Consider the following 13,453-nt stretch of genomic DNA (forward strand, 5'->3'; position numbering starts at 1 on the left):
GGTTCTCCTGTCCGTTTTGATAAGTAGAACGTAATCCTGACACGTCACAACGCCCAGCGCACCTGCTATATGCCCGTGCTGGAGGTCGCCAAAAGCGGGGGCGAATACCAGTCGACCTCCACAACCCGGTAGAAATGCTCAGGCGGCGGCCGACCGGCCGCACAGCCGTGACGGAGGGATCCCGTGGCCATCACCCGACTGCCGAGCGCCGGATTTTCGATCACCATCCGGATCGCCGTGACCGCGGACGCATCCTCGATCGGTCGGCTCACCACCTCCGTCGGTGAAGCCGGGGCGATCGTCACGGCGCTGGACGTGGTGGACTCGGACCCGACCCACGTGATCGTCGACCTGACCTGCGACACCGCCGACGCCAAGCACGCCGACCAGGTGGTCGACGCGCTCCGGACGCTGGACGGCGTGGACGTGCGCAAGGTGTCCGACCGGACGTTCCTCCTACACCTCGGCGGCAAGATCGAGGTGACCTCGAAGGTCGCGCTGCGCAACCGTGACGAGCTGTCCCGCGCGTACACCCCGGGGGTGGCCCGGGTCTGCATGGCGATCGCCGAGAACCCGGCGGACGCCCGGCGGCTGACCATCAAGCGCAACACCGTCGCGGTGGTCAGCGACGGGTCGGCGGTGCTCGGCCTGGGCAACCTGGGCCCCGCCGCCTCGCTGCCGGTGATGGAGGGCAAGGCCGCGCTGTTCAAACGCTTCGGCGGGGTCGACGCCTGGCCGGTGGTGCTGGACACCCAGGACACCGACGAGATCGTGCAGATCGTCAAGGCGATCGCGCCCGCGTACGGCGGGATCAACCTGGAGGACATCGCCGCGCCGCGCTGCTTCGAGATCGAGGCCCGGCTGCGCGAGGCGCTGGACATCCCGGTCTTCCACGACGACCAGCACGGCACCGCGATCTGCGTGCTGGCCGCGCTGACCAACGCGCTGCGCGTCGTGGGCAAGCAGCTCTCGGACGTCCGGGTGGTCGTCTCCGGCGCGGGCGCGGCCGGCACCGCGATCATGAAGCTGCTGCTGCGTCAGGGCGTCGGCGACATCATCGCGTACGACCGCCAGGGCGCCCTGCACCGCGGCCTGACCGACCTCAACCCGGCCTGGCAGTGGCTGGCGGAGAACACCAACAAGGAGAACTACTCGGGCGACCTGCCCGGGGCGATCCGGGGGGCAGACGTGTTCATCGGGGTCAGCGCCCCGAACCTGCTCACCGGCGACGACATCGCCGGCATGGCGAAGGACGCGATCGTCTTCGCGCTGGCGAACCCCGACCCGGAGGTCGACCCGCGGGAGGCGCGTAAGCACGCCGCGGTGGTCGCCACCGGCCGCTCGGACCAGCCGAACCAGATCAACAACGTGCTCGCGTTCCCCGGAGTGTTCCGCGGCATGCTGGACGCGCACGCCGAGGAGTTCACCGAGGAGATGGCGATCGCCGCGGCGCGGGCCATCGCCGACGTCGTCGGTGAGGACAAGATCAATCCAACGGTGATCGTGCCGAGCGTCTTCGACTCCCGGGTGGCCCCGGCGGTCGCCGCCGCCGTCCGCGCCGCCGCGAACAACCCCAGCCCTCTCCCAGCGGCCGACCCCGGCCCGACCGACCTCCCCGAAATCGCCGCCACCGCCAGCGCCACCCCCTAAACCCCAGCCCTTTCCCCCACCCAGACCCTGCCCCCCACCCAGACCTCTCCCCCGTCCGGGCCCTGCCGCAACCGCCCCGGTGATCAAGAGGTTTGCGTCAGGATCCGCGCGATTTTTGACGCGAACCTCTTGATCAACGCGTGCGGAGGGGGGCCGGGGGGCGTGCGGAGGGGGCCCGGGGGCGGCCGGAGGGCGCCCCGGGAGGGTGGGGTGGGGGTTAGGTGGGGAGGTTTAGCTGGCCGGTTGCTACCAGGACGGCGGGGCCGGAGAGCCAGCAGGAGTCCTTGGTGACCGTTACGGTCAGGCGGCCGCCGGGGACGTCCACCGCCACCACACCGGTGTCCCGGCCGGCGTCGCGCAGGGCCACGGCGGCCACCGCGCAGGCGCCGGTGCCGCAGGACAGGGTCTCGGCGCTGCCGCGCTCGTACACCCGCATGAGACTGTGCCCGTCGGTGTCGCCGACCGGGTCGCCCGGCACGATGAACTCGACGTTCACGCCGGCCGGGAAAACCGACGGATCGAACCCGGGCGCGACGGTCAGGTCCAGCGCGGACAACTCCACGCCGCTCGGCAGGACGCACACCAGATGCGGGTTGCCGACGTCCACGACCGTGCCGGACAGGGTCAGACCGCCCAGGGTGGCGCTCGACTCGTCGTACATCCGGGGTCTGCGCATCTCGACGGAGACCGCGCCGCCCTCGACCAGCGCGCGCACGACGCCGGCGCGGGTGGCCACCGGCAACGCCGCGCCGGCGGGCGTGGCGAGCCCGGTGTCGAGCAGGTAGCGCACGAAGACCCGGGCACCGTTGCCGCACATCTCGGCGAACGAGCCGTCCGCGTTCCAGTAGTCCATGAACCACTCGGCCTCGCCGGCCTGGCCGGCGCCGTCGGGATGCTTGGCCGCGCGGACCACCCGCAGTACGCCGTCCGCGCCGATGCCGCGACGCCGGTCGCAGAGCGCCGCGACCAGCTCCGGGGTCAGGTCGAGCTGACCGTCCGGGTCGGGCAGGAGGACGAAGTCGTTGCCGGTGCCGTGGCCCTTGGTGAACTCCACAACCCCATCATCGCGCAGCGGCCGGCACCAGACGCACGGCGGCCTCGATTAGGTCCGGCGCGGCCGAGTCGAGCCACTGGACGCGGGGGTCACGCCGGAACCAGGAGCGCTGCCGGCGGACGAACCGCCGGGTGGCCCGGACCGTCTCGTCGTGCGCCTGCTCCTCGGTCAGGTCCCCGTCGAGCAGGCGCAACACCTGCTGGTAGCCGAGCGCCCGACTCGCCGTCCTCCCCTCGGCCAAACCCCGGCCGACCAGCTCGCGGGTCTCGTCGACCAGCCCGTCGGCCCACATCCGGTCCACCCGCAGCGCGATCCGCTCGTCCAGCAGGCCGGTGTCGAGGTCGACGCCGAGCTGCACCGACGGGTAGTACGGGGTGGGCTGCGGCAGCGACGCGGCGAACGGCGCGCCGGTCAGCTCGATCACCTCCAACGCCCGGACGATCCGCCGTCCGTTGCCGGGCAGGATGGCCTCGGCGGCCACCGGGTCGACGGCCCGCAGCCGGGCGTACAGCGGCGCCGGCCCGACCTCGGCCAACTCGCGTTCCAGCCGTTCCCGCAGCGCCGCGTCGGTGCCCGGGAACTCGAAGCGTTCCAGCACCGCCCGCACGTAGAGCCCCGAGCCACCCACCAGCAGCGGCACCCGCCCCCGGGACAGGATGTGGTCCACCGCCGCGCGGGCCAGCCGCTGGTACTCGGCGACGCTGGCCGGCTCGGTCACCTCCCAGATGTCGAGCAGGTGGTGCGGCACGCCGTCCCGCTCGTCGGTGGTCAGCTTCGCGGTGCCGATGTCCATGCCCCGGTAGAGCTGCATCGAGTCGGCGTTGACCACCTCACCGTCGAGGGCGTGCGCGAGCGCGATGCTCAGCGCCGACTTGCCCGCCGCCGTCGGACCCACCACCGCGACGACTGTCACATCCGCTCCCAGGACGCCACGAAGTAGGCCACACCGTAGGGCGCCGACTCGTGCAGCAACTCGCCGCGCCACCCGCCGCCGCCGACGCGGGCCGCGTCGGCGAGCACCTGCCACGCCGCCCGGCCGGCGACCTTCAACTGCGCCGACAGACCGGGGTCCAGGTCGCTGAGGGCGTCCAGGTCCGCCTCGGCCAGGGCCGTGGCGACCCCTTTGTCGTACGGGAGAGCGCGCTGGTCGTCGTACCCGGGGGCCTTCTGGCCCCGGCAGGCCGACCCGTCACCGAGCACCAACAGCGCCACCCGGTCACCGGCGGCGGCGACCTGGGCACCGAGCGCGGCCACCTCGACCGTCCCGGCGTCGGCGGCCACCTGCACGGCGGTCACCTGCGCTGCCATCTCGGGCCCGGCCGTCCCCGGCGTCGCGGTCGCCGGCCCGGCCGTCGTCGGGACATGCCGGGACAGCAGCCACGCGCCGATGGTCAGGCTCAGCGGCAGCACGGCGCCCCGGCCCGGCTGACCGGGGACCAGGGGCACGTCCAGGTCGACGCCCCACGGCTGGAGCGAGCCGGTGGCCGGGGGCTGGACCGGGCCGGTCACCGGGCCGACGCCGAGCAGCACCACCACGTCCGGGCCGGCCGCCAGCAGCCGACCGACGGCGAGATCGCAGGCCGACCGCAGGTCGTCCAGTTCGCTGGCGGCGGCACCGGCCACTTCGGGCACGAGCAGGGGCGGATGTGGGCAGACGGCGGCGGCGACCAGTGGCACCCGCTCACCGTAGCGGGAATCCCCGGTGCGTCTCCGCCGTGATCCGGTCAATCAGGGCCTAGGACACCGTATGGTCACGGTCGGCGATAGGCGCTCGACGCGGACCGGGTCGGACCTGTGACAATGCCGGAAGTAACTTGGCTGCGCCGTGGCGGCGACGGGGGACGTCTCCCTCGGACGCCGGGAGAACGAGGATGGGCACATGAGCGACTGGACTGCCTTCGGACGGGTGGACGCGGACGGCACCGTTTACGTCAAGACCGCCGAGGGCGAGCGGGTGGTCGGATCCTGGCAGGCAGGGGCACCGGAGGAGGGGCTCGCGCACTTCGCACGCCGCTTCGCCGACCTGGTCACCGAGGTGGACCTGACCGAAGCGCGGCTCAACTCGGGCGCGGCGGACGCCGGGCACTCGTTGAGCACGATCCGGCGGATCCGCGCCACGCTGCCGGAGGCCCACGTGGTCGGCGACATCGACGCCCTGACCGCCCGGTTGGACAAGCTGGCGACCCTCGCCGAGGAGAAGGCCACCGAGGCGCGTGCCGCCCGGGACGCCGCCCGCGGCGAGGCCCTGGCCCGCAAGACCGCCCTGGTCGAGGAGGCCGAGAAGCTCGCCGCGGAGTCGACCGGTTGGAAGACGGCCGGTGACCGCCTCAAGGAGATCCTCGACGAGTGGAAGACCATTCGCGGGGTCGACAAGAAGGCCGACGGGGAGCTGTGGAAGCGGTTCGCCGCCGCGCGGGACGGCTTCACCCGACGCCGGGGCGCACACTTCGCCTCCCTGGACTCGCAGCGCAAGCAGGCGCAGACCGTCAAGGAAGAGCTGGTCGCCGAGGCCGAGAAGATCAAGGACTCGACCGAGTGGGCCGCCACGGCCAACCAGCTCAAGGAGCTGATGACGCAGTGGAAGGCCGCGCCCCGCGCCTCCAAGGAGGCCGAGCAGAAGCTCTGGGAACGGTTCCGGGCCGCGCAGGACGCCTTCTTCAGCCGGCGCAGCGAGGTCTTCTCGGCGCGGGACAACGAGCAGCGCGGCAACCTGGAGCGTAAGCAGGCCCTGTTGGCCGAGGCCGAGGCCCTGGACATCCACGCCGACCCCAAGGGCGCCCAGGCCAAGCTGCGCGAGATCCAGGCGCAGTGGCACGAGGCCGGCCGGGTGCCCCGCGAGGCCGCCGCCGGCCTGGAACGCCGGTTGCGCGTCATCGACGACAAGGTCCGCGAGGTGATGGACTCCGCGTGGCGTCGTACCACCAAGGAGGACAACCCGCTGCTCGCCCAGATGCGGGCCCAGGTGGCGGAGGCCGAGGAGCGGCTATCCCGGGCGCAGAGTGCCGGAGACGCCCGGCGCATCAAGGAGGCCGAGCAGGCCCTCGCCTCCAAGCGGCAGTTCCTCCAGCTCGCCGAGCAGGCCGGCTGACCTGACGCAATCCACGAGCCCCCGGCCCCCGAGAGGGACCGGGGGCTCGCGCGCGTCACGGAGCTAGGCCGCACGCCCGCACGCCCGCACGCCCACACGCCCAAGATCTTCACAACTTCGGGGAAGTTGCTGCTTCCGGCGCGTCCGAGGCAGCAACTTCCCCGAAGTTGTGAAGATCTTGGAGCGGGCCGACGCGGTGGGCGCGCGGAGACAGGCTTTGGACGCAGGCTCATCGGCATGATCACGCTCGATCCTGGATCTAGTGGCTATCCGACGCCGTGACACCACTACATCCACGATCGAGCACGATCTTGCCGCCCCCGGGCGGCGCGAGGGCGGCGCGGGGGCGGGACTGGGCGCGCAGGTTGACGCATTGAGGTGGGCTGATGAGAATGGGCGACGGAGTCAGGTAGGGCCACCGGGCCGAGGGCGCCGCCGGCGAGCATCGCCGTCGAGGATCGGCCGGTGAGCCGCCGCGAGTTTCCCGTCCGCGTGACATGGGCCGTCGCGCACTGTCCGCGTACCCCCAAGGGGCCGTGATGTGCGCGCGGCCGCCTGCCGGCGTCGTCGATGGACGGCGTCGTGCGTCCGAAGTGGAGCTCGAATGACCCGTACGAAAGCTCTCGGCAGCGCGCTGACCGCGCTCGCCACCGCCGCGGCCGGCGTGTTCCTCGCCGCCACCGTCAGCACCACCCCGGCTTCCGCCGCCGGTACCGGCACCGGTTATCTGCACACGAACGGTAGCCAGATCGTGGACAGCACCGGGGCCACGGTCCGGTTGACCGGCATCAACTGGTTCGGCATGGAGACCGACAACAAGACCTTCCACGGGCTCTGGTCGAGCAATCCGTGGCGGGGTCAGCTCGACACGATGGCCCGGCTGGGCTACAACACGCTGCGGGTGCCGTACTCGAACGACGCGCTGAAGGCGGGTGCGACCGCCACCGGGATCAACGACTTCGTCAACCCGGACCTGATCGGGCTGTCGCCGTTGCAGATCCTGGACAAGGTGATCGCCTACGCCGGCAGCAAGGGGATGCGGATCATCCTGGACCGGCACCGGCCGACGTCGGCGGGGCAGTCGCCGCTGTGGTACACGTCGACGGTCTCCGAGGCGACCTGGATCAACGACTGGAAGATGCTCGCCCAGCGGTACGCGGGCAATCCGACGGTGATCGGCGCGGACCTGCACAACGAGCCGCACGCCGAGGGCACGAACCCGGCGGCCACCGGCGCGTGCTGGGGCTGTGGCGACACGGCGCGGGACTGGCGGCTCGCCGCCGAGCGGGCCGGTAACGCCATCCTCGGTGTGCAGCCCAACTGGTTGATCTTCGTGGAGGGGGTGAGCTGCCCGAGCGGTGGTCTCTCGAACGTGTGGGACAACGACCCGAGCAACGACGAGGACTGCGGCTGGTGGGGCGGCAACCTGTCGAAGGCCGGTCAGTACCCGGTACGGCTGAACGTGGCGAACCGGCTGGTCTACTCGCCGCACGAGTACGCGACGTCGGTGTACCGGCAGACCTGGTTCGACGCCCCGGACTACCCGGCGAACATGCCGGCGATCTGGGACAAGTACTTCGGTTATCTCTACAAGCAGAACATCGCCCCGATCATGATGGGTGAGTTCGGCAGCACCCTGGCCGACCCGAAGGACCGGCTGTGGCTGGAGAAGTTGATGGCGTACACCGGCACCGGCGCGACCGGGATGTCGTTCACCTACTGGTCGTGGAACCCGAACTCGGGTGACACCGGCGGCATCGCGCTGGACGACTGGACCAACATCAACACCACCAAGCAGGCGATCCTCCAGCCATACCTGATCGCGCCGAGCGGCGGCGGACCCACGGGCGGGCCGACCGGCGGCCCCACGGGTGGGCCGACCGGCGGGCCGACGAGCGCGCCCCCCGGCGCCTGCACGGCCACCTACCGGCAGGTCAACGCCTGGCAGGGCGGCTTCCAGGGTGAGTTGACCGTGAAGAACACCGGCACTGCCGCGGTGAATCCGTGGTCGGCCACCTGGACCTGGCCGTCCGGCGTGACGCTGGGCAGCGGGTGGAACGCCACCGTCACCCAGTCCGGTACGACGGTCACGGCCGCCGCGCCCAGCCACGCGCCGTCTCTGGCGGCGGGCGCCTCGGTCACCGTGGGCTTCACCGCCAACGGTACGGCCAGCGCCCCGGCGACCGTGAAGCTCAACGGCGCGAGCTGTTGAGCAACCGAGGTGGTCGACGCCCACGCCGAGGGCGTCGGCCACCTCGGGCCGGGCGCGCACCAACGTGAGCGCACGGCGCGGTGGAGGCGACCGCGCCCCGGCCGCACAGAGCATTTACATCCAGGTGCTTCTATGTTTCCATCGGGAAAGCGCTTGCCTCCGTCGCGGCCGGCGCGAGCGCGGGAGCCGCTCTCCGCACCGAACCGCACCGGCGGACCCCGGGACCTGAGATCCCGGCCCACCTCGCCGCCCACGGGCATGGGCGTCGCGACGGTGTGTCCGCCTCATCGAAGGGAAGCAGCATGCGCACAGCACAGCGTCGAACGACGCTGCTCGCCACCACCGCCGCCGCGACCGCCGCGCTGGTCACCGGCGGTCTCCTGACGGCCGTATCGGCCCAGGCGGCAGCCGGCTGTCAGGTCGCCTACTCCGTCGCCAGCCAGTGGCCGGGCGGGTTCACCGGCAACGTGACGGTCACCAACCTCGGCGACCCGGTCTCCGGGTGGACGCTGCGCTGGTCGTACGGGGCCGGCCAGCAGGTCAGCCAGGCGTGGGGGGCCACCGCCACGCAGAGCGGCAGCCAGGTCTCCGCCGCCAACGTCGACTACAACGGCAACCTGGCCACCAACGGCAGCGCCTCGTTCGGCTTCAACGCGAGTTGGAACAACTCCAGCAACCCGGCACCGACCAGCTTCACCCTGAACAACGTGGCCTGCACGGGCGGCACCACCACCCCGACCACCGCCCCGCCGACCACCCCAGGCACGCCCACCACGCCGCCGAACCCCAGTGATCCGCCGCCGAGCGTTCCGCCGCAGACCGGCCTTGTCGGCTGGGCCACCCAGAACGGCGGCACCACCGGCGGTGGCGGCGCACCGGCGACCACCGTCACGAACGCCTCAGCGCTGACCAGCGCGCTGAACGCGACCGGGTCCGCGGTGATCCGGGTGTCCGGAACCATCTCCTGCTCGGGCATGCTGCGGGTGCGGTCCAACAAGACCATCCTCGGCAACTCCGGCGCGACGATCGTCGGCTGCGGGCTCAACGTCAGCGGTGATCGCAACGTCATCATCCGGAACCTGACCTTCCGGGACTGGAACGACGACGCGATCAACGTGCAGGAGTCGGCCACCAACATCTGGATCGACCACAACACCTTCAGCAACGGGTACGACGGCGCGGTCGACATCAAGCGCGGCTCGGACTTCGTCACGGTGTCGTGGAACCGGGTCTTCAACCACGACAAGACGATGCTGCTCGGACACAGCGACGACAACGGCGCCCAGGACACCGGGCACCTGCGGGTCACCTACCACCACAACTGGTTCGACGGCAGCAAGCAGCGCAACCCCCGGGTGCGCTTCGGCAACCCGGTGCACGTCTACAACAACTACTACCGGGCCAACACCGGCTACGGCGTGGCCTCCACCGAGAACGCGGGCGTGCTCGTCGAGGGCAACTACTTCGAGAACGTCCCCGACACGTACCACCTCGGCGAGGCCGACTCCGGGCCGGGCCGGCTGGTGGCCCGCAACAACTACTTCGTCAACTCGCCCGCCGGACAGACCGGTGGCAGCGTCGGCAGCATCCCGTACTCGTACCAACTGGACACCGCGAGCAACGTCAAGTCCATCGTGACGGGCGGCGCCGGCGCCGGTCGCATCACGGTCTGACCGTGGGTTGGTCGGGGTCCGCCGTGCCGGCGGGCCCCGACCTGCGTCAGTGCGCCGCGCAGCCGCCGGCGGTCGCGGGTGCGACCGCCGGTGCGCCGACCGTGGGTAGTCCGAGCAACACCCCGGGGGTACGCGGGGAGCGCCCGGCCTCGGCGGCGTCACCGGCCCGGGTCCGGCGGTGCGACAGGGGCGCGCCGTCGGCGTTGAGGTGGTGCGGCGCGGCGTACGTGATCTCGGTGTGCACGATGTCGCCCGGCCGGATCGACCCGGCGAAACTGCCGGCGTCGAAGTGCACGAGACGACCGTCGCGGGCCCGCCCGGACAGCCGCCCGGTCCGCTCGTCCTTGCGGCCCTCGCCGACCGCGACCAGCACCTCGACGGTCTCCCCCACCAGGCGCTTGTTCTCTGCCCAGGTGATTTCCTCGACACAGGAGATCAACCGCTCGTAACGCTCCTGCACGACCTGCTTGGGCAGTTGGCCGTCCATGGTCGCGGCGGGGGTGCCGGGGCGCTTGGAGTACTGGAAGGTGAAGGCCGACGAGAAGCGGGCCTCACGCACCACGTCCAGCGTGCGCTGGAAGTCGGCCTCGGTCTCGCCCGGGAAGCCGACGATGATGTCGGTGGTGATCGCCGCGTCCGGCATCGCCGCCCGGACCTTCTCGATGATCCCCAGGTACCGCTCGGAGCGGTACGACCGGCGCATCGCCTTCAGCACGTCGTCCGAGCCGGACTGCAACGGCATGTGCAGCGAGTGGCACACGTTCGGGGTCTCGGCCATCGCGGCGATCACGTCGTCGGTGAAGTCCTTCGGGTGCGGGCTCGTGAACCGGACCCGCTCCAGGCCGTCGATCTCACCGGTCGCGCGCAGCAGCTTGCCGAACGCGTACCGGTCGCCGAACTCGACGCCGTACGAATTGACGTTCTGCCCGAGCAGCGTCACCTCCAGCACGCCCTCGTCGACGAGCGCGCGTACCTCGGAGAGGATGTCGCCGGGGCGCCGGTCCTTCTCCTTGCCGCGCAGGGAGGGCACGATGCAGAACGTGCAGGTGTTGTTGCAGCCCACCGAGATCGAGACCCAGCCGGCGTACGTGGACTCGCGGCGGGTCGGCAGCGTGGACGGAAAGACGTCCAGCGACTCCAGGATCTCCACCTCGGCGGCGGCGTTGTGCCGGGCACGTTCCAGCAGGACCGGAAGCGAGCCGATGTTGTGCGTGCCGAAGACCACGTCCACCCAGGGCGCCTTACGGACGATCTCGCCACGGTCCTTCTGCGCCAGGCAACCACCGACGGCGATCTGCATCCCCGGGTGCTTGTCCTTCACGGGGCGCAGATGACCGAGGTTGCCGTAGAGCCGGTTGTCGGCGTTCTCCCGCACCGCGCAGGTGTTGAAGACGACGATGTCCGGGGTGTCGTCGGCTTGGGGCGCACGCACGTAGCCGGCCTGTTCGAGCAGGCCGGAGATGCGCTCGGAGTCGTGCACGTTCATCTGGCAGCCGTAGGTGCGCACCTGGTAGGTGCGCGGGCTGCCCGCCGCTGCGGTAGTCATGACCTGGACAGCGTATCCGGGTCGGCCGGATCACCCCGAACCGAGGAGCACCCGACATGTGCCGAAGCATCAAGACGTTGCGGGAGCCGTTCACCCCGCAGGTGACCGACGCGGACATCGAGGCGGCGGCGTTGCAGTACGTCCGCAAGATCTCCGGCTTCCGGGCGCCCGCCGCGCACAACGCCGCCGCCTTCGAGGCCGCCGTGGCCGCCGTGACCGAAGCCACCCGCACCCTGCTCGACCAGTTGGTCGTGCGGGGTGGGTCGAACGCCGCCGATCGGCCGGCCGCCACCGCCCCGGGACGCGGCTGACGCCCCGGGCCGGCCGGCTCGGCTTGAGCGGGCCCGGCCGGCTCGGCTTGAGCGTGGCCGGCCGGCTCGGCTTGAGCGTGGCCGGCCGGCTCGGCTTGAGCGTGGCCGGCCGGCTGGCGGTCAGGCCGGCTGGGTGGCGGTCAGGCTGCGGCGAGGACCGGCGCGACGGTGTCGGGCGCCCAGCGGGAGCGGTGACACTGCGACCAACCCCGGCAGCCCGGGTCACCGAACGTGCAGAGCCGTCGCCGGCTGAGCACCTCGCCGTCGTCGGTGTCCCGGACGTCGAAGTGCACCGCGCGGACCGTGCCGTCCGGTGCGACGAGCAGGTGCCGGCTGGCGTCCAACGTGTCGTCCCGCAGCAGGCAGTCCCGGCCCAGCAGCCGGGCCAGCGCGGCGATGCTGGCGTGCTCGGAGAGCCGCTCGGGCACCCCGTAACAGTCGATCACTGTCGGGAACTCGCCCGGCGCCTGCCAGACGTCACACACCACCGCGTACTCGGGCAGTCGCGCCGGGTCCGCCGCGGCCAGTGGCATCACCACCCGACCGAGCGCCTCGGCCAGCGCCGGGTAGACCTCCACGGGTCGGACCCGGTCGATTCTCCAGTTCCACAGCTCGGTCATTCCGCCTCCTCGCTGCGTTCGTCCCACCGGCCTCCGGATCGGGCCTTACTGACGATGGTGGGGGGCATATGACCTCAGCCGGGGGCAAGTTACCGGTCTGTGACCATTCCGGGCAAAATTTCCCTGAGCGGCATTGCTCGGAGTAGCGGGAAGGTGACAGTTTATCGGGTATCGTGCGCCGGCCGAACCACCGGGCCAGCGTGTCCCGCCACCGGTCAGCGCAGGACGACCAGGTGCTCCCCGCGGGGCAGCAGCTCACCCACCACCGGTGCGCCCGGCAGCTCACCCGCGACCAGCAGACCGCCGGACGTCTGCGCGTCGGCCAGCAGCAGCCGCTCCCCCTCGTCGGCCGCGCCGAAGTCCGTCCACGGGGTGACCCACTCCAGGTTGCGCCGGCTCCCGCCACTGACGTACCCGTCGCGCAGCGCCTCCCGCGCGCCCGCCAGGTACGGCACCCGGGCCGTGTCGATGGCCACCGTCAGCCGGCTGGCGCGGGCCAGCTTCGAGGCGTGACCGAGCAGACCGAACCCGGTCACGTCGGTGCCGCACCGGATGCCGGCGGCGACCGCGGCGCGCGCCGCGTCCCGGTTCAGCGCGCTCATCGAGGCAACTGCCTCCGGGAAGCTCTCGCCGGTGGACTTGTGCCGGGTGTTGAGCACGCCCACACCGAGCGGCTTGGTCAGGGACAGCGGTATCCCGGCCCGGCCCGCGTCCAGAGTGATCAGTTCTTCGGGGCGTACCGTGCCGGTGACCGCGAGGCCGTACTTCGGACCGTCGTCGTCCACGCTGTGCCCGCCGGCCAGGTGACAGCCCGCCTCCCGGGCCACGTCCTGGCCGCCGCGCAGCACCTCCCGCGCCAGTTCCAGCGGCAGCACGTCCCGCGGCCAGCAGAGCAGGTTCAACGCCACCAGCGGGGTGCCGCCCATCGCGTACACGTCGGACAACGCGTTGGCCGCGGCGATGCGTCCCCAGTCGTACGCGTCGTCGACGACCGGGGTGAAGAAGTCCGCGGTGCTGACCAGGCCCGTATGCTCGTCCAGGCGGACCACCGCGGCGTCGTCGCCGTGGTCCAGGCCGACCAGCAGCTCGGCGGTGCCGGTGGCCGGGCCGAGACCGGCCACCATGGCCTCCAACTCGCCCGGCGGGATCTTGCAGGCGCAGCCGCCGCCGCGCGCGTAACGGGTCAGCCGTACGGGTTCCGTCATCCCCCCATAATCTCGGCATCGCCGTGCCGCCGCCACCGTCGCGGCGCACCGGTGACCGAAACCGGACCCCCGTAGCCGATCGTGACCGGTGTTA

Annotated in this window: 11 protein-coding genes; 5 read left to right on the top strand and 6 right to left on the bottom strand. The window is 71.6% G+C overall.

The annotated features are described in order from the left end of the window. Window positions 1–183: 183 nt before the first annotated feature. Complete coding sequence (locus ACLQ25_RS10805; RefSeq protein WP_425730744.1) at window positions 184–1,650, top strand: NAD-dependent malic enzyme; 1,467 nt, start codon at window positions 184–186, stop codon at window positions 1,648–1,650. A gap of 217 nt (window positions 1,651–1,867) precedes the next feature. Here the strand turns inward: ACLQ25_RS10805 and dapF are convergent, their stop codons facing one another. The 3 genes from dapF to ACLQ25_RS10820 are packed head-to-tail and all read right to left on the bottom strand — an operon-like array spanning window position 1,868 to window position 4,381. Continuing rightward, the gene (gene dapF, locus ACLQ25_RS10810; protein WP_425730745.1) at window positions 1,868–2,704 is read right to left on the bottom strand and encodes a diaminopimelate epimerase; all 837 of its coding nucleotides are present in this window, start codon (window positions 2,702–2,704) and stop codon (window positions 1,868–1,870) included. A 7-nt stretch (window positions 2,705–2,711) separates the two neighbouring features. Next, window positions 2,712–3,689, bottom strand: coding sequence for a tRNA (adenosine(37)-N6)-dimethylallyltransferase MiaA (gene miaA / locus ACLQ25_RS10815; protein WP_425730746.1), 978 nt, complete (start codon window positions 3,687–3,689; stop codon window positions 2,712–2,714). Beyond that, window positions 3,614–4,381, bottom strand: a complete 768-nt coding sequence (locus ACLQ25_RS10820) for a hypothetical protein (RefSeq protein WP_425730747.1) — start codon at window positions 4,379–4,381, stop codon at window positions 3,614–3,616. The genes miaA and ACLQ25_RS10820 overlap by 76 nt, the downstream gene beginning before the upstream one ends. A gap of 202 nt (window positions 4,382–4,583) precedes the next feature. Between ACLQ25_RS10820 and ACLQ25_RS10825 the strand changes: the two genes are divergently transcribed. From ACLQ25_RS10825 to ACLQ25_RS10835, 3 genes are all read left to right on the top strand, one after another. Beyond that, the gene (locus tag ACLQ25_RS10825) at window positions 4,584–5,792 is read left to right on the top strand and encodes a DUF349 domain-containing protein (protein ID WP_425730748.1); all 1,209 of its coding nucleotides are present in this window, start codon (window positions 4,584–4,586) and stop codon (window positions 5,790–5,792) included. A gap of 604 nt (window positions 5,793–6,396) precedes the next feature. After that, window positions 6,397–8,004, top strand: a complete 1,608-nt coding sequence (locus ACLQ25_RS10830; protein ID WP_425730749.1) for a cellulase family glycosylhydrolase — start codon at window positions 6,397–6,399, stop codon at window positions 8,002–8,004. Window positions 8,005–8,306: 302 nt separating this feature from the next. Beyond that, window positions 8,307–9,677: a cellulose binding domain-containing protein gene (locus ACLQ25_RS10835; RefSeq protein ID WP_425730750.1), complete on the top strand. Its 1,371-nt coding sequence runs from the start codon at window positions 8,307–8,309 to the stop codon at window positions 9,675–9,677. A gap of 46 nt (window positions 9,678–9,723) precedes the next feature. Here the strand turns inward: ACLQ25_RS10835 and miaB are convergent, their stop codons facing one another. Beyond that, window positions 9,724–11,223 (bottom strand): tRNA (N6-isopentenyl adenosine(37)-C2)-methylthiotransferase MiaB, encoded by a 1,500-nt coding sequence (miaB, locus tag ACLQ25_RS10840; RefSeq protein ID WP_425730751.1) that lies wholly within the window; start codon window positions 11,221–11,223, stop codon window positions 9,724–9,726. Between the two features lie 56 nt (window positions 11,224–11,279). Here miaB and ACLQ25_RS10845 point away from each other — a divergent pair, with 56 nt between their 5' ends. Beyond that, window positions 11,280–11,534, top strand: coding sequence for a DUF2277 family protein (locus ACLQ25_RS10845; protein WP_357398695.1), 255 nt, complete (start codon window positions 11,280–11,282; stop codon window positions 11,532–11,534). Between the two features lie 140 nt (window positions 11,535–11,674). On the opposite strand, the gene ACLQ25_RS10850 is transcribed toward ACLQ25_RS10845, so the two are convergent. After that, window positions 11,675–12,154, bottom strand: a complete 480-nt coding sequence (locus ACLQ25_RS10850; protein ID WP_425730752.1) for a hypothetical protein — start codon at window positions 12,152–12,154, stop codon at window positions 11,675–11,677. Between the two features lie 215 nt (window positions 12,155–12,369). Continuing rightward, window positions 12,370–13,359: a selenide, water dikinase SelD gene (gene selD / locus ACLQ25_RS10855; RefSeq protein WP_425730753.1), complete on the bottom strand. Its 990-nt coding sequence runs from the start codon at window positions 13,357–13,359 to the stop codon at window positions 12,370–12,372. Between the last annotated feature and the right edge of the window lie 94 nt (window positions 13,360–13,453).

The organism is Micromonospora sp. DT44, assembly GCF_049841635.1.
Lineage (GTDB): Bacteria > Actinomycetota > Actinomycetes > Mycobacteriales > Micromonosporaceae > Micromonospora.